We start from the raw sequence: 17,246 nt of genomic DNA on the forward strand, positions 1-17,246 counted from the left end.
GTGGAAGGTTTCTCTCATATAATCGCTTTTATTCCTTCTAAAACTAATCCAATCATAAAGCCACAAACAGCCCCGTTCACACGAATCCACTGCAAATCTTTCCCGACATTATTTTCAATCATTTCGATTAATGTTTTATCATCTAACTTATCAAGGTTTTCTTGCACAAGCTTTCCAATTTTCGAATGATTTTTTTCAACAATAGTAACAACTTGTTTTTGTAACCAATCTTCTATTTTTTGAACAGTCAGTTCATCTTCTTTTATTTTATTCATTTGTGTTTGTAAGAATGGAACAACATATTTATCGGCAAATTCTTCATTCTTCACAAAGGTAACTGCCCTTTGTTGTACTTGCTCAAGCATCTCTTTTATTTTGTCAGTAGCATCCCAATTGGTAATCCATTTTTCTTTCCAATTCTCTAATTCCTGTAATAAAGATTCATTTTCTTTTACATTTATAATTTCTTGACGAATCTTCGCTAATATAAGTTGTCTTGTGCTATTATCAGCATCTTGCAAGCTGTTAATATTGCTAATAATAAACTTTTGCAAAATGCCTCCAATTTTATCTTCATCTACAATATTCATAAATGATTTCAAAGTAAACTGTAAAAATCCATCTACTTTTATGTTTTCCATCGCCTTCATACCTAAGCTTCCTAGCTGATAACGTGCTTCATCTTGAGCTGTCCAATCTTTCACTTTTACTAATATGTAATCAAGTGTTTTTTCATCATATTCTTGCACAACTAATTGATCCACGAGAACTTGTAATATGTTGCTTGTGTTAATTGTATGCAAATACGTTTTTAATTCTTTTTCAATAATAACTGCTAATTTTTCCGTATCTATTTGAAGAATCGCTTTCTCAGCAATTGTTACAATTCCTTTTTTCACAGCGTCAGACTGTAACTCTTTCTCAGCAATTTCCAGTACCATTTGTGCTAGCTGCATTTCTTTTACTTTACTTGTAATACTTTCTTTCGTCAGCCATTCATTTTCTAACGTAGAAACGAGCCCCTTTGTTACCCGCTTACGATTTTTTGGTAATAATGCTGTATGCGGAATTGGGATTCCCAACGGATGACGGAATAAAGCTGTAACCGCAAACCAATCCGCAAGTCCACCAACTAACCCCGCTTCAAATCCCCCTTGAATAATCTCCCCAGCTACCGTTCCTTGAAAAGGGATTGAAGCCGCAAAACCTACGCCCATAACCCCAAGCGAAATACCCGCTATATATTTTGTCTGTAATGACATCGTATACACACATCCTCTTATTATGTAAAATAACGCTTTTTTATTATATTTAATCGATATGAATAATCCTTTATAACTATACTATAAAGAACTAATGTGAAAATAACAAAGATTTTTATGTACATGAAAAAATGAGGCTTTAAATCGCCTCATTCTTCCTTACTCTGCTTTCGTTAATTCCGAACCTTTTTTATAATAACCACTCATCACGTCTTCTGGAACCATACTACCGCCAGTTCCCCACACAATATGAGTACCATTCTTCACCTTTTCTGTTAACCTATATTTTTGTAAATACTCATTTTCAGCTTTACATACATTCAATGGCCCTATCATACCTGCTAACGCAGAAGGCTCTAAATAAACATTTTCAGTATCAGCCAGTTCTTTTAATAATCTATATAACTCTTCATCACTTACTGTGTAATTTCCACTCAAAAATGGTTCCATCGTTTTACCGACAAATCCAGAGGGTCTTCCTACCGCAAGTCCATCCGCATCTGTTACATTATCAATCCCGATATCTTGAACGGCAATTTTATCATGAAGTCCAGTCATTAAGCCGAGTAGCATACACGGAGAGTGCGTAGGCTCAGCAAAGAAACAATGCACATTGTCTTTATACAATAACTTTAAGCCGAATGCTACTCCGCCAGGTCCCCCGCCCACCCCGCACGGAAGATAAACGAATAAAGGGTGTTCTTCATCTACTGCAATCTCTAACTCTTCTAATTGTTTTTGTAAACGCGACGCTGCTACTGCGTATCCTAAAAATAAATCATGTGAGTTTTCATCATCAACAAAATAGCAGCTAGGATCTGCATCTGCTTGCAGTCTTCCTTCTTCTACTGCTTTACTATAATCCGCTTCATATTCAATAACATTTACACCTTTACTTCTTAATAAATCTTTTTTCCATTGTTTCGCATCTGCTGACATATGAACAGTTACATTAAATCCTAGTTTTGCACTCATAATCCCAATGCTCAGTCCTAAGTTTCCTGTCGAACCTACTGCAATTGAATACTTCGCGAAAAAACCTCTAAATCTATCACTATCTAAAATTGAATAATCATCTTTCTCTGTTAACATTCCATGCTGCCATGCTAATTGCTCTGCATGTTTCAACACTTCGTATATTCCGCCTCTTGCCTTTATTGATCCTGATATCGGAAGATGACTATCACACTTTAATAATAATTCTCCCCATATAGGTTGCTCGTAATTTTTCTCTAAAGATTGTTTCATAGAAGGTATTTTTACTAAAGGAGATTCTATAATTCCGCTCGTTTCTTTCGTTTCAGGAAAAACTTTCGCAATATATGGTGCGAAGCGCTTTAATCTCTCTTCCGCATCTTTTACATTTTCTTCATTAAGCGGCGAACCTTTTATTGCCGTTTCATACTTTTCTGTATTCGGATTCATCCAAAATACTTCTTCCGTTGCAATAAGGTTGTTTAATAGTGGGTATCGCTCTTTTAATGCCTCTATCCCCTTCATTTCTCTTCCTCCTCATATTCTTGTAGCTAGCCATATAATAAATTATAATTAAATTAATTTTAATATAGTTTAACATAAAATTCAGTTTCAGTTAATTTTAATTTAATTTACTTAAATATAATTTAAATAATTATTAAGGAGCATTTATTATGGAAAATATAGATATCGGTAAAAAAATTGAAAAACAAAGAAAAGAAAAAGGATTAACTAGTAAAGAACTAGCAAAGATGGCCGAAATCACACCATCAATGCTTAGTCAAATTGAACATGGTTCTGCTAACCCTTCCATTCAAACATTAAAGGTACTCGCAAAAGCTCTTGATGTTCCAACATTTAGTTTTTTACTTGAAGAAAATAATACAGATGATCTAATAGTGCGTTCTAATAAAAGAAAAAAAATGATTATCGATAATTTATCATATGAATTGTTGTCACCTAATTTCACAGGAAATTTAGCCACAGCAATTATGACTATCCCACCAAATACTGCTTCATCAGAAAATGTGCTAGAACATAAAGGAGAAGAATTAGCATTTGTATTAGACGGAAAAGTCACATTGCACTTAAATGAAGAAGAATACACATTAGAAACTGGTGATAGTGTAAAAATACCAGCTTATTTAAACCATAAATGGGTAAATCAATTCGAGAAAAATGCGATTGTTTTATTCTCTGTTACTCCGCCGATTTTTTAATTCATGTGATGATAAAAAAATAGCCATGCATGGAGGATGCTCTCCGTACATGGCTATTTTTATTTTTTTGGTACTAACAAAATCCCTAAACTAATAACACAAAAACTGAGTATTTGCTGTATTGAAAGACCAAATAGAACTGAATTTTGTTCACTAATAAGTGAAATAATGATATGAGCAATTCCCTCGCAAATTAGAAAAAAGCTTATATTCTTTCCATTCCCTACTCTTTCATTTTTAATCCATAACGAGCCAATTATACCGAGTGCGAGTATAATCTCATACATGAAAATAGGATGATACAAAAATTTTGATTCATATATTTTCATTCCCCATGGGAGTGTCGTTTGTGCACCTACTTCTTGATGGAATAGAAAATAAAAGATAATACTCATACATAGTCCAAAGGGTAATGTATCAAGTAAAATTCGAAGAGAAAATTGCTCTTTTTTACTTTTCCAAACAATGTATATACTAGCCATAATAAAACCTACTATAATATGTTGAATACTTCCTACAGCTAATAATGCTTGCACCGGCGCCCCAATGGCCCATACCGGATTTAAAATTGCCGGTGCGAATTTCCATACTAATACAATGATGAGAAAACCATTCGTTACTGCATCCATCATTTTTTCATATTGAATATTTTGCTTTTTCATCCTTAGTTTCATCAGAGTAAATCCAAATAGACTTCCTATTATAAGGGAAACTGGTTGTAACCTCACCATCCATTCCATCACTATGAAATCCCCTCTTAATTCTCAATTATTTTCTTAAACTTCTCTTCTAATTGATCTGGAGGTAATACACCTCGTGCCTGATCTACAATAATTCCATCTTTATTAACAAAAAATGTCGTTGGTAAAGAGAATACTTTATAATCTAATCCAGCTACTCCGTCCATATCTAATAGAACAGGAAATTTAAATCCGTGACGATCTGCGAATGCACTCGCTTCTTGTACTGGATCCCCGATTGTTGCATTTACCGCAAAGATTTCAACATTCTTTTTATATTTATCATACAAACGAACTAGGTCAGGAGCCTCCATTTCACATGGGCCACACCATGATGCCCAAAAATTAATAACATATGGTTTTCCCTTTGCATCATTTAACGAATACAGCTTCCCGTCCAATCCTTTTAATGTTATGTTTGGTGCTTTAAATCCCACTTGTGGCAATACTTCTTTCTCTTGTAACTCCACTTGTTTCGCTTTTCTTTCTTTTTCTTCTTTCTTTGTATTATAAAAATTAACCCCTGCCCAAATTAGTGCCCCGGCCAGTATAATAGCAATTAGTTTTTTCACTTTTCTTCCTCCTCATTTCTAAAATCCCGTAAATCCGCCGAATAGACGAATAAAGAACGCTGTAATTTTCGTCATTTGATTTGTATATAATAAAACCCCTGTTAAAATCATCATTCCACCGCCGATTTTCATCATGACATTGGCATAAGTAACAATCCATTTTACCTTTCCAATAAAAAATGCCATCACGAAAAACGGAACTGCAAAGCCAAGAGTATATGCCGTAATATAAAGAAGCGCACTTTCAGGATTGGTCGCCCCGAGCATAAGCACTGCAGAAAATATCGGACCAACACACGGTGTCCATCCTGCTGCATATGTCATGCCGACCAAAACTGAGCGAATATATCCTGTCGATTTACTTCTATACTGCACTTTTTTCTCTGCCATAAGCCACTTAGGCTGAAACAATCCAGTCATAAATAACCCCATCAAAACAATAAAAATCCCACCAATTTGCTGAATCAATCTTTGATTAGATGAAAAAGTAATCCCAATCCAGCTCACCGATAAACCTAACGCATAAAATATAACCGAGAAACCGATCATAAAAAATACTGTATGTATAATCGCTGACTTTTGCATAATCCCACGATTTTCTTTTAAATCTTGAATAGACACACCTGTAATATATGATAAATAAGATGGATATAGCGGTAAAGAACATGGTGATATAAATGAAAGTATCCCAGCCCCTACTACTAGCCAAATTGTTAAATCCGCCGCATTCATTTTATCCCTCCTAAACACACTACGATGCGTAGTGTTAATTATTAAAAAAAGAGGCTATATGCACTCTCCGACAATAAGTACAATCGACATACAAAATAGCCCTAACGTTACATATACTGAATTTGTATGTAATGGTATATTCAGCTTAACAACTTTCTCATTCAACACTTGCTCAATTCGTAAATTAATTGCGGTTTTCGCAAACGACGCTGTAATACATTGATTTTGCATCGTCTTTATTTTAATTAACTTTAATAATGCACTACCTAGCTCAAATGAAGATTTCATTTTTTGCATCGCATATTTATCTGCTGATAGCTCTTGATATACATGATAACGCTGCAACATCCCTTTTAATATAGGAATATACATCATTCCCTCAGCTAACAATGTAAAGAAAAATAACTTTAATGGATCTCGATTTTTTTGATGATATTCCTCATGTAATACAATCGCATCAATTTCTTCCTCAGAAAATGCCTGAAACATTCCTTCTGAAATGACAATTTTCGGTCGAAATAATCCAATTGTAAATGCCGTAATCTGTAACGTTGATAATACGTACACTTGCTTTCCTTTTCTAGTAATAGACACGAGATTTCTTTTCAATCTTTTACTATAAAAAAATTGCTTCCAAATTCTTTTACTCATAATGATTACAGTAAATAACAGTAATCCGGCTATCATTATACGAAGTATTGATAGTTCCCTCATATGTTTTTGTAATTCAAATAAACAAAATTGCGAAAGGAAAAATGCTTTATTTTGAAAAAGAAATGGGTATGTAACGTAGTATACTAACATGCTTAAAAAAAGCACACTAATAGTCACTGCTAACAAAACGATTTTACGCATTTGCCACTTCATTTTATCGGTCCTCTTTTTTTAGCTGACTTAATTTCTCTTCTAATTTTTTTATTAAAGATGGATCAGCTTGTTCTAACTCATCTATCATATGGTTCACAACAAGATCTCCAAATTCACCCATTAATTCCTGTGTCATTTTCTTCGTTTGATTAGATAAAAATTCTTCCTTCGTTTGTGTAGTACGATACATACCACTTCTTTTCACAATATGCTTTTCTAAATGTGCTTTCTCTACTAATCTGTTCATAACTGTCATTACAGTATTAAAATTCACCGGGGATTCTTCACTTAATTTCTGTTGCACATCTTTAATGGTAATACCCTCAGTAGCCCAAACAATTTCCATTATTTTCGCTTCAAGCGGTCCGAAAAAGTGATTTAACCCTTGCTCATTTAACTTGTAGTTTTGAGTAAACATCGTATGGCCCCTTTCACACTACAGATTGTAGTATAAAATATATAGAAGGTCAAACATAAATGATATTAACTGATACTTAAATGAATCCTAATCTCCACTAATTAGTTATCTGTACCACGTTCGATTCATTGTAAACCTAACTTCTCTCCAAATGTATCATAGAGATAATATTCTAATATTTGCACACTAAATTTCTCATTACGCCCAAGTGCAAATAATTCCCGATCTTTAGCTACGATAGTATCTAATGGAATCACCACATTATCCACTATTTTTGTAATTTCAATTATATTACTTTCTACGTTTACTTCTGTTTTAAATTCAATATTTTCTAATACTATATGTGAACGTCTTCCTGATGCAAAAAAAGTAAAGTTAGGGTTTTTAAAAATTCCAATTTCACTCTCTAACGGATATAAATATTTATAAATTATATCTCTGTGTCCATCTTTTATTATTTTTTCATCTTTTTCATCATCTAAATATTCTTTCACCTTCGCTGCGAACTCAAATCGAAAATCCACTCTTTCACGCTCCCTCTTTTTAGTCTACGCTAATAAATATATTAATATAATTTAACTATATTATAAAATAAGTTCCTATAAAAAGTAAAAAACACTTTTGTAAAACTTTTGGTATTCCCTGTACTTTTTAAATATAAATACTCTTTCAACATTCATTAGTACGTCGTTATATTCATTTAAACATATTGTTCCCATATTTTGAAACAATATTTTCCAGTATTATATATCAATAAAGTGAAACTTTAATCAATGGGGGGTGTTCATCCCCCATTGATTATTAGCCCACACCAATCGGGCGTTTACGGGCAGCAGGGCTCCCACCTAACTGCTTTGCTCCAATCGAATTTTGAGGCGGGAGTTTACTGCCCGCAAATAGCGGGATAAACTGCTTCTAATTCCTTTCTATCCACAGCTATCGACTCCTTATGCTATTTCAATATATTGTTCACTTTATTTCCCCTTATTCATTAAATCACAGAAGGAATGTAACTCCCCACTATCGAATTTTTACATAACAAATATTATTAGGTGGTGCTTTACTATGAAATTAGCTGTCATTGGTGGCGGTGATTTACAAGATCCAAATCACTTGCATATTAATGAACGACTTATAGAATTAACGAATAAACAATACCCAAAAGTATTATTCATTCCTACAGCTAGTCGTGATGATGAAGGATATATAAAGTTATTTTTAGAAACATTTGAAAAGCAATTACATTGTGGGGTTCAAATTTTACGCATTTCAACCGAAACACCTACTAAATATGAAATAGATGAGATGATTCATTCTGCCGATTTAATTTACCTTGGCGGTGGAAATTACGTTCACATGCTTGAACAATGGAAAGAACATAAACTAGATGAAAAGTTACTATTTGCTTTAAAACGTGGAACACTTATTGCAGGATATAGTGCCGGTGCTATGTGCTGGTTCACATCTAGCATTCGTTCAGATTATGAAGGTTCCGGTTATATAGAAAGTAGTGGCTGGGGTATTGTTAACAAAAGATTTTGCCCCCATTACAATCAATTAAATAGAATGAATGCCTTCCATACGTTTTTACAAACTCACCAAGGTAATATAGAAGGTATTGCATTAGAAGATAATTGCGCTTTATATATTACAGAAGGTTCATTTGAAATTATCGGTGAGCCAGATACAGCTTGGGAGTTTTATATGAATAATGGAGAACTCATTAGACAACATTTTGACATAACTTTAAAAAGTTATTTATAAGCATTCATAAAAAAATGTCCCTAAGTATAATGACTTAGGGACATTTTCATCTTTTAACTCACTAATCGTGTAATTCGTTTCTTCTGCCATGAAAGCTTATAATATGCATACTGTAATATTAAGCTAACGATGAATGCAGCTGGATACCCAATCCATATCCCTTCTATTCCAAGGCTCGTATGGTAAGAAAGATAATACGCCACAGGTACTTCAACAAGCCAAATTGATACAACACTGATTACAGTTGGCCATAGTACAGTACCACTTGCTCGCATTGTGGCACTAATAATTTGCGCATGACCAAAAATTAAGTAACTCCATAATGTAATCATGACTAAGCTATGAGCAATTTCAATTGTAGTTTGACTTGTCAAAAATAGTGCTAAAATATCTCTTGAGAATAAGTAAATAAGCGATATTAATACACCACCAATGATATAATTCATAATAATTCCGGCCTTAACAACTTTCTGTAATCGATCAAATTGGTTTGCACCAATTGATTGCGCTGCAAAAATTGATACGGTAATGCCGAGGCTAACTGCTGGCATTTGTACATAACTTGCAACTTGGTTCACAACACCATACGCCGCTGTTGCATCTGAACCGTACCGATTTACAAATGCGATTACCGCGATCTCTGATAATGAAACTAATATCATATTAATACTCGCTGGAATACCGAGGCGTAACAATAATTTTAATAACTCCCAGTCCATACGAAGATATTTTCTTACTGTCCCGTCTAATTGTAGTGGATGATTTTTCTTCTTTAAATACACTAGCATGACAATAAACGTAATAACTGTAGATATAACTGAAGCATAGGCTGCTCCGTAAACATCTAATTTCGGAGCTCCTAACCAGCCAAAAATAAGAATTGGTAATAAAATCATATTTAGCGCTGTACTTACGATTAAAAAGTAAAATGGCGTTTTAGAATCTCCTGTACCTCTCATAAATGTTGTGTATGCAAAATATAAAAATAATACTGGCATAGATATAAATAAAATTCTTGCGTAATGCACACTTATTTCAATAATATTTTCTGGCGTTCCCATAAGACGCATAATATCCATCGCAAAAATACTACCTATTATCGCCAACACGACTCCGATAATAAAAGTAAACGTAAGCGTCGTACCAACGATAGCTTTTAAGCGCTCCTCATTTTTAGCACCAAATGCCTGACCAATTAAAATTGAACTACCAGAACCAATTCCAATTACAAATGAAACGAGTAGGAAAAATAACGGGAAAAATGCCGATATAGCTGCTAGATCATTTACGCCAAGCCATCTTCCTACTACTACCATTCCAAATAACTGTCCAACTGATTGTAATACATTACTTAAAAGTAACGGCACTAAAAACATGGACATCGATTTCCATATCGGCTTATGTTCCGTTTCTGACTTCTGTGACTCTACACCTTCTTTATTGTTATCTGTAGGTGGTTTCAAATTTCATTTCTCCTTTTACTAAAAATCTGTTTTTCAACTTCTATCTCTTTGTATAGTTGTTATAACGATGTGCTTCCATTCATTTTCTTTTCCGTATTATTATAACTTCACCCAATATTGGCTTCCATCAGCTGTTCTATCTAAAAACCCATATTCGATTAAATATCTTCTTAAAGTTACAAAATCCGGGTATACACTTTCTATGACAGTATTTACTTCTTTTTCATTGTACTTTTTATTACTATCAAACTTCGTCACTAAATGGCGTAATATAATTAATTTACGCTTTTGCTTCTTCGGAAATTTAGAAAGCGGTCCATCTAATCCTTCTGTAAAATGTGCTTTTAATACTTCCTCATTTTCTTCTTCCGTAATATTGTAGCGATCATCCACCATCGTTGCTGTTCTATGAATGGGTACAAATTTCGTTTGTACTTTTGATTTTTTTTCTGACAGTTCCATTAACGCTAAAAACACTTTCGCTTGCTTCATTTTCTCTCGAAGTGTAAATCGATGATTACGAATGGTTGATGTACTTCCGCCATCCATCTCTTTTACAATCTCTTTATCATTTAGCCCCATATGGAAAAACTGAACCATTTTCTTTTGCAAATCCGTTAAACCCGTATACTTCTTATCAAGATTTAATAAATAATCAAGCATAGACGTATGTTCATTTTGCACATGCAATTGCACAAACTTCTCTGCTTCATACAAAACTTGATTATCTTGATAAATAACCCCCTTAATAAACGCTTCTCCACAAGCTAAACAAATATATTCCTCTGCTTCCGCTTCAAACACATACCCTTTCTTCAATTCCTCAACCGATGCATCCCAAAACTTCTCTGAAATATCACTCACACTAAACACTCCTTCAAAACGTTTATTCAAAAACTAAACAAATCGCAATAACGTTTATTACCACTTCACCATCTTAACATAACACAAACAAACATTTCAACGTTCCGTTTACCCATTTTATAAACTTTTATAAAAAAATCTATTAAACAAATTAAAAAAGGACTTAAAGCAACGAAAAGCGAATGTATTTAATAAATGAATTACTATAGGATGTGAAACAAAACATGACTATTCTGCACGACCCTTGGTTTACTGTTAAACAAATCGCTCGAAATACATATGCGATTAGTGAATATGGACATTGGGAGAAAGTACATTCCTTCTTACTTGTAGGCGATACTACCGCACTCCTTATCGATACTGGACTAGGTATCGATAATATGAAACGTATAACGGACCAACTAACAAACTTACCAATTACAGTTGTCACAACACACGTTCATTGGGATCATATCGGTAGTCACTCACAATATGAAGAAATCTATGTACATGCTTTAGAAGAAGATTGGCTCATTAACGGCATAAAAGGACTTCCTATTACTCAAATTAGGCACGACATCGCTCGTGACATTACTAAACCTACACCTAAAACATTTCAACCTGAAACATTCAATCCATTTCAAGGAACACCAACAAAATTACTACAGGATGGAGACATTATTGATATCGGAAATAGGAAAATTCAAATTATACATACCCCAGGTCACTCACCAGGACATATTTGTATATACGATTATGAAACTGCGTTTTTATTCACAGGAGATTTACTTTATGAAGGCACGATTTTTGCGTTTTATCCATCGACAAATCCTGTAGACTTAGTTCAGTCTCTAAACAAAATTACAAACTTCTCTCCTATTAAACAAATTTACGGTTCACATCATACACTTGGTCTTTCTCCTACTATATTGAAAGAAGTAAAATACGCTATTCAATATTTAAGTGATAACAACCTCGTTCAACATGGAACCGGCATTCACTCATTCCAAAACTTCAGTATTCAATTTTAACTACAAAAAAGGTGTTTCCACATATAGAAACACCCTTTTTACCCTTTATATATTTTATAAACAACTTCCACTAAAACTTTACTCGCTTGTACAAATACATGTTTTCGCTTTCCATCCTCAACGAATCTATTTGAGCAGCCATTCATAATCATCATACAACTAATTATGACTAGCACTACACTTCTATTCTTGTTAGTCACTTTATGCCACTCCACTATTAAAAACTTCATTTAAATTTATCCTATCAAAAAATTTTACACGAATAATAAACCGAAAGAATATGCAATTCTGCATATTCTTTCGGTTTATTACGATGTTGTGATTTAATTTAGTTAAATAACACGTATAACGAGGTGACTAACTTGAAGTTTAAAGCGAAAAAAAATCCATTTCACGTCATTTTTATTACATTATTTATAATTATTTTTTTCATTTCGCTATTCTTCCAAAACGAAAATTCTATTTTTTTCACTCTTATGATGCTGTTAAATATCGTGAATCTCTCTTCATTCTATTTCTCTCACTACAACATAACGGAATCTTCTCTTATTGTAAAACACGGTTTCATATTACGTACTGAAATTCCATTTGAAGATATTCGTCACATTAAATACTCTGGCAAAACACTCCGTTCAGAAAAATGGACTAGGCAGCAATTAGAAATTGATTATAATTTATTTGACTCTGTGACAACTTTCGTACCACAAGAAGAAGAAAAATTCATTTCACTCTTAAAAGAGAACTGCCCACATATGAAAGTAATGAATACGTCTTCTAACAAATAATATCTTTTGGAGCTTGCAGTAGTACAAGTGGCGGAAACATAAAATAAATATCAAAAAAAGCCAAGATTCTAAACTAAGAACCTTGGCTTTTTCTATTACTCTTTCGGAGCAATCATTTTTTTCGGATCTACAATTTCATCAAATTGCTCTTCTGTTAATAGGCCCGATTGCAATGCTGCTTCTTTTAAAGTTAACCCCTCTTTATGAGCATGCTTCGCAATTTTCGCTGCATTTTCATATCCGATATGCGGGTTTAATGCAGTAACAAGCATTAATGAACGATTCACATTCTCTTTAATTACTTCTTCATCCGCTTCAATGCCAACTGCACAATTATCATTAAATGAAACAATTGCATCTGCTAATAAGTGAGCGGATTGTAAGAAGTTATATGCAATAACTGGTTTAAATACGTTTAGCTCAAAATTACCTTGGCTCGCAGCAAATCCGATTGTTGCGTCATTTCCCATCACTTGCGCTACAACCATCGTTAACGCTTCACTTTGCGTTGGATTTACTTTACCTGGCATAATAGAGCTTCCTGGCTCATTTGCCGGAATAATAATTTCTCCTAGACCACTACGTGGACCACTTGCCAGCCAGCGTACATCGTTAGCGATCTTCATTAAATCAGCTGCTAATGCCTTTAATGCACCATGCGTATATACAACTTCATCATGGCTCGTTAATGCGTGGAACTTATTTGGTGCAGAAATAAATTGCTTACCTGTAAATTGGCTAATTTCCTCTGACACCATCTCACCAAATTTAGGATGAGCATTAATACCTGTTCCAACTGCAGTACCACCAATTGCAAGCTCTTTCATATATGTATTGCTCTCTGCAATCATACGCTCTGTTTTTTCAAGCATACGGTGCCATCCGCTAATTTCTTGTCCTAATGTTAACGGTGTTGCATCTTGTAAGTGTGTACGACCAATTTTTATAATATGTTCAAATGCAGTTACTTTTTCTGCTAAAGTTTCTTTTAATTCCGTAATTGCCGGTAATACGTGATTTTCTACTGCAATTACACATGCTACATGAAGCGCTGTTGGAAATGTATCATTTGAACTTTGAGACATGTTCACATCATCATTCGGATGAATATGTACGTCAGATCCCTTATCTTTCAAAATTTGATTCCCTCGATTTGCAATTACTTCATTCACATTCATGTTTGACTGTGTACCGCTACCCGTTTGCCATACAACAAGCGGAAAATGTTCATTCCATTTCCCTGCAATTACTTCGTCAGCTGCTGCCACAATTGCTTCTGCTTTTTCTTCTGATAACTTTCCTAATTTTTGATTGCTAAGCGCTGCACTCTTCTTTAAAATGGCAAATGCTTTTACAATTTCAAGCGGCATTTGCTCTGTTCCAATCGGGAAGTTTTCTTTACTACGTTGTGTTTGTGCTGCCCATAATTTATCAGCTGGAACTTTTATTTCTCCTAATGTATCTCTTTCAATTCTGTACTCCATTTTTTCATCCCCTTGAAAATATAATACCTACATCTCTTATATTAACAGACTTTTAATCAAATGATAAGAATTCTCACTCATATATACAAATATTCAATATTTTTTTCAGAAATTCCTCTTGACCTAAACTTAGGTTTAGGCTGTATCCTTTCCATTGTAACCTACTATAACGACACTGGAGGAATTCAAAATGAAAAAATATGCTTTCATAACAGGTGCGAATAAAGGGATCGGATATGAATTGGTTCGTCAATTAGCAGAAAAAGACTATCACGTATTTTTAGGTGCTCGTAATAAACAACTTGGAAAACAAGCCGTAGAATCTTTAAATGTTTCAAACGTTTCCTATATTCAAGTAGACATTTCTAGTGCTCAATCCATTCAAGAAGCAATCAAAAAAATCCATGAAACGACTGACCACTTAGATTTATTAATCAATAATGCAGGCATAGCACTCGACTTCCATACGCTACCTAGTGAATTAAATATTGAAACTTTACGCCAAGGATTTGAAGTTAACTTTTTTGGAACATTCCAAATGGTGCAAGCCTTTTTACCATTATTAAAGAAATCAAGCAACAGTAAAATTATAAATGTAACAACTGACATGGCCTCACTAACAATGTTTGCTAGCGGTGAAACACACCCAATTAATACATTAGGATATAATTCTTCAAAAACAGCTATTAATGCTTTAACATTAGCATTTAGCAAAGAATTTGGTACTAACGGTCCAGCAATTTTCGGAGTAACCCCTGGTTTTACAACTACTGACCTAAATGGAAATTCCCCAGGTGGCCATACGACCAATGCAAGTGCTAAAATTATTATTAAATATGCATTAAGTGAAACAAACTATAATGGTAAAATACTAAATAAAGACGGCATTATACCTTGGTAATAAAGGGATGAATGATATGTATTATACAATTGGGCAAGTCGCCAAAATGCACCACTTAACTATTTCTCAAATACGTTATTACGATAAACAAGGACTGTTCCCTTTTCTTAAAAGAAATGAAAAAGGAGATCGCGCTTTTGATGAAGAAGCACTGAAATATTTAGAGATGATTTTATGTTTAAAAAACACCAGTATGCCAATTCAAAAAATAAAAAAATTTATCGACTGGTCTATGGTGGGGGAATCTACCATCCTTCAACGGTTGGAATTAATGAAACAACAGGAGACCAATGTCTTACAGCTCATTCAAGACACTGAAAAAAACTTAAAAAAGATACAACAAAAAATTGCTAAATATGAGGACGAAATAACTTCTTCAACTCCTATTATAAAATAAAAAATCACCTTCTACATATTGTAGAAGGTGATTTTTTATTTTATGATGCTTGCTTTCCTTTATCTGCATCATCTACATACCAAATGAACTTGCCTGTATATCCATAAATAACTGCTAAAATGAGTGATACGAAGCTTAGCCACATAAATGGAACGTATGATAATGTTGATACACCTAAAATACCAGCCATAAAAATACCATTATCAGACCATGGAACCATACCAGAAGTCAAAGTTCCACCTACTTCTGAGTTACGTGCTAATACGCGGCGATCTATTTTTAATTTATCATAGCTTTCTTCCATAATTTTTGGTGTTAAAATAAGTGATACGTACATCGCACAACCAAATATGTTAGCTAAAAATGCAACGATTAGTGTAGACAATGTTACATTACCTGCAGAATTTAATTTCTTCTCAAATTTCGATACAATTACCTTTAGAACACCTAGCTTTTCAAGTAATCCACCAAAACCTAAGCCGAAAATAATAACGGCTACTGAACCAAGCATACCATTAATTCCACCACGGTTTAATAACTTATCGACAAACTCGACACCAGATTGAATTGAGAATCCGTTATATGCTGTTCCAATTGCCTCTCCAAAGTTCATTCCTTGGAAAAGAGTTGCCCAAATTGCACCAATTAAAGCTCCCATAGCAATTGTTGGCATAGATGGTTTCTTCATCGCCAATAGCACAATAACAATTACCGCTGGAACAAGCATCCATATTTTAATATCAAAGTGCTTTAATAAAGATTCTTTTAAAAACTCAACTCTATTTAAATCTACATTATCCCCGCCATACATCCATCCAGCAACAGTAAACATAATGCTGGTAATAATATAAGCTGGAACGTCTAAGACGAGCATAGCTCGAACGTGAGCAATAACATCTACTTTCGCCATAGAAGCTGCAAGAACTGTGCTATCAGAAAGTGGTGATAATTTATCTCCAAAATAAGCTCCTGAAAGAACTGCACCCGCAACAAGCGGAAGTGGTAATCCAAGCCCTTCACCTATCGCCATCATAGCAATACCTGCAGTTCCAACTGTTCCCCATGATGTTCCTGTCGCGATAGAAGTGATTGAACAAATAATTAAAGTTGCCAATAAGAATATGCTAGGGTGAATGAATTCTAATCCATAATAAATTAATGTAGGTACAACCCCACCAGCAATCCACGTTCCAATTAAAGCCCCAACTGCAACTAAAATAAGAATTGCTTCTAATCCATTAGAAATCCCTTTCGTAATTGCATCTTGCAATTCTTGATAACGAAATCCTAATCTTAATCCAAGCGCAATAACTAAAAACCATGAAATAAATAGCGCTAATTGAATTGGGAGATCAAAAATCGTTTGGAAGGAAAAGACGACAGCAAGAAATAGGCATAAAAGAATAATAATTTCTAGCATCGATGGTAATCTTACACTTTTCATTTTTTTCTCTCCTTACAAGTCGATAACATGATGTATGTAGTCTTACGTGTATGTAGTATACAATTAGCGAAGACAAAACAAAATTTTCATATTATTTCGATTTATTTTTTCAGTATAATATATTCACAACCCTTTCTATTGTAAAAGTAGATTGCGCTTTTCGCAATGAAAAATATAAAAAATGTTGTATTTTTATTTCTTTCGAAAGAACTACTTAATGAAGTGAAACTTTAATCAGTAAGGATTTTACCCATCCCCAACTCATTATTAACCCATAATCACCTTTTTAATATTTGCCTCAACAAAACTTTTTAATACCGCTTTCACCTCATATGTAATAATATATTT

19 protein-coding genes are annotated in these 17,246 nt (G+C 33.8%); 6 read left to right on the forward strand and 13 right to left on the reverse strand.

Going from position 1 to position 17,246, the window contains the following annotated elements:
* Window positions 1-14: 14 nt before the first annotated feature.
* Both ACE38F_RS19245 and ACE38F_RS19250 read right to left on the reverse strand, forming a co-directional pair.
* Entirely contained in the window at window positions 15-1,262 is a 1,248-nt protein-coding gene (locus ACE38F_RS19245; protein WP_002158418.1) for a DUF445 domain-containing protein, read from the reverse strand.
* Between the two features lie 159 nt (window positions 1,263-1,421).
* The gene (locus ACE38F_RS19250; RefSeq protein WP_375369703.1) at window positions 1,422-2,762 is read right to left on the reverse strand and encodes a D-serine ammonia-lyase; all 1,341 of its coding nucleotides are present in this window, start codon (window positions 2,760-2,762) and stop codon (window positions 1,422-1,424) included.
* Window positions 2,763-2,911: 149 nt separating this feature from the next.
* Here ACE38F_RS19250 and ACE38F_RS19255 point away from each other — a divergent pair, with 149 nt between their 5' ends.
* Window positions 2,912-3,457: a helix-turn-helix domain-containing protein gene (locus ACE38F_RS19255; protein ID WP_375369704.1), complete on the forward strand. Its 546-nt coding sequence runs from the start codon at window positions 2,912-2,914 to the stop codon at window positions 3,455-3,457.
* Window positions 3,458-3,516: 59 nt separating this feature from the next.
* Here the strand turns inward: ACE38F_RS19255 and ACE38F_RS19260 are convergent, their stop codons facing one another.
* The 6 genes from ACE38F_RS19260 to ACE38F_RS19285 form a co-directional block, all read right to left on the reverse strand.
* On the reverse strand, window positions 3,517-4,197 hold the full coding sequence (locus ACE38F_RS19260; protein ID WP_215556574.1) for a prolipoprotein diacylglyceryl transferase family protein: 681 nt from the start codon (window positions 4,195-4,197) through the stop codon (window positions 3,517-3,519).
* Between the two features lie 17 nt (window positions 4,198-4,214).
* The gene (locus ACE38F_RS19265) at window positions 4,215-4,769 is read right to left on the reverse strand and encodes a TlpA family protein disulfide reductase (protein ID WP_375369705.1); all 555 of its coding nucleotides are present in this window, start codon (window positions 4,767-4,769) and stop codon (window positions 4,215-4,217) included.
* A gap of 18 nt (window positions 4,770-4,787) precedes the next feature.
* Window positions 4,788-5,501 (reverse strand): cytochrome c-type biogenesis protein CcdA, encoded by a 714-nt coding sequence (gene ccdA / locus ACE38F_RS19270; protein ID WP_002064714.1) that lies wholly within the window; start codon window positions 5,499-5,501, stop codon window positions 4,788-4,790.
* A gap of 54 nt (window positions 5,502-5,555) precedes the next feature.
* A complete protein-coding gene (locus ACE38F_RS19275) occupies window positions 5,556-6,368 on the reverse strand; it encodes a M56 family metallopeptidase (RefSeq protein ID WP_341307156.1) in 813 nt (270 codons plus the stop codon).
* A gap of 1 nt (window position 6,369) precedes the next feature.
* A complete protein-coding gene (locus ACE38F_RS19280) occupies window positions 6,370-6,786 on the reverse strand; it encodes a BlaI/MecI/CopY family transcriptional regulator (protein ID WP_078175715.1) in 417 nt (138 codons plus the stop codon).
* 125 nt (window positions 6,787-6,911) lie between these two features.
* Window positions 6,912-7,310 (reverse strand): DUF3942 family protein, encoded by a 399-nt coding sequence (locus ACE38F_RS19285; protein WP_002031084.1) that lies wholly within the window; start codon window positions 7,308-7,310, stop codon window positions 6,912-6,914.
* 541 nt (window positions 7,311-7,851) lie between these two features.
* Here ACE38F_RS19285 and ACE38F_RS19290 point away from each other — a divergent pair.
* On the forward strand, window positions 7,852-8,550 hold the full coding sequence (locus tag ACE38F_RS19290) for a peptidase E (protein WP_375369706.1): 699 nt from the start codon (window positions 7,852-7,854) through the stop codon (window positions 8,548-8,550).
* A 53-nt stretch (window positions 8,551-8,603) separates the two neighbouring features.
* On the opposite strand, the gene ACE38F_RS19295 is transcribed toward ACE38F_RS19290, so the two are convergent.
* Both ACE38F_RS19295 and ACE38F_RS19300 read right to left on the reverse strand, forming a co-directional pair.
* Complete coding sequence (locus tag ACE38F_RS19295; protein ID WP_375369707.1) at window positions 8,604-10,013, reverse strand: MATE family efflux transporter; 1,410 nt, start codon at window positions 10,011-10,013, stop codon at window positions 8,604-8,606.
* Window positions 10,014-10,112: 99 nt separating this feature from the next.
* Complete coding sequence (locus ACE38F_RS19300; RefSeq protein WP_375369708.1) at window positions 10,113-10,877, reverse strand: DUF2087 domain-containing protein; 765 nt, start codon at window positions 10,875-10,877, stop codon at window positions 10,113-10,115.
* Between the two features lie 224 nt (window positions 10,878-11,101).
* Here ACE38F_RS19300 and ACE38F_RS19305 point away from each other — a divergent pair, with 224 nt between their 5' ends.
* Window positions 11,102-11,887, forward strand: coding sequence for an MBL fold metallo-hydrolase (locus tag ACE38F_RS19305; RefSeq protein ID WP_375369709.1), 786 nt, complete (start codon window positions 11,102-11,104; stop codon window positions 11,885-11,887).
* 38 nt (window positions 11,888-11,925) lie between these two features.
* Here the strand turns inward: ACE38F_RS19305 and ACE38F_RS19310 are convergent, their stop codons facing one another.
* The gene (locus ACE38F_RS19310) at window positions 11,926-12,117 is read right to left on the reverse strand and encodes a hypothetical protein (protein WP_375369710.1); all 192 of its coding nucleotides are present in this window, start codon (window positions 12,115-12,117) and stop codon (window positions 11,926-11,928) included.
* Window positions 12,118-12,249: 132 nt separating this feature from the next.
* Between ACE38F_RS19310 and ACE38F_RS19315 the strand changes: the two genes are divergently transcribed.
* Window positions 12,250-12,672, forward strand: coding sequence for a PH domain-containing protein (locus tag ACE38F_RS19315; protein WP_044441536.1), 423 nt, complete (start codon window positions 12,250-12,252; stop codon window positions 12,670-12,672).
* 95 nt (window positions 12,673-12,767) lie between these two features.
* Here ACE38F_RS19315 and fumC read toward each other — a convergent pair whose 3' ends face one another.
* Window positions 12,768-14,156 carry a class II fumarate hydratase gene (gene fumC, locus ACE38F_RS19320; protein ID WP_375369711.1) on the reverse strand — a complete coding sequence of 463 codons (1,389 nt, stop codon included), beginning with the start codon at window positions 14,154-14,156 and terminating at the stop codon, window positions 12,768-12,770.
* Window positions 14,157-14,346: 190 nt separating this feature from the next.
* Between fumC and ACE38F_RS19325 the strand changes: the two genes are divergently transcribed.
* A complete protein-coding gene (locus tag ACE38F_RS19325; protein ID WP_375369712.1) occupies window positions 14,347-15,057 on the forward strand; it encodes an SDR family NAD(P)-dependent oxidoreductase in 711 nt (236 codons plus the stop codon).
* Between the two features lie 7 nt (window positions 15,058-15,064).
* Window positions 15,065-15,454, forward strand: coding sequence for a MerR family transcriptional regulator (locus ACE38F_RS19330; RefSeq protein ID WP_375369713.1), 390 nt, complete (start codon window positions 15,065-15,067; stop codon window positions 15,452-15,454).
* A 40-nt stretch (window positions 15,455-15,494) separates the two neighbouring features.
* Here ACE38F_RS19330 and nhaC read toward each other — a convergent pair whose 3' ends face one another.
* Window positions 15,495-16,898, reverse strand: a complete 1,404-nt coding sequence (nhaC, locus tag ACE38F_RS19335) for a Na+/H+ antiporter NhaC (protein WP_002135474.1) — start codon at window positions 16,896-16,898, stop codon at window positions 15,495-15,497.
* Window positions 16,899-17,246 lie beyond the last annotated feature (348 nt).

The organism is Bacillus altaicus (assembly GCF_042136375.2).
Taxonomy (GTDB): domain Bacteria; phylum Bacillota; class Bacilli; order Bacillales; family Bacillaceae_G; genus Bacillus_A; species Bacillus_A cereus_U.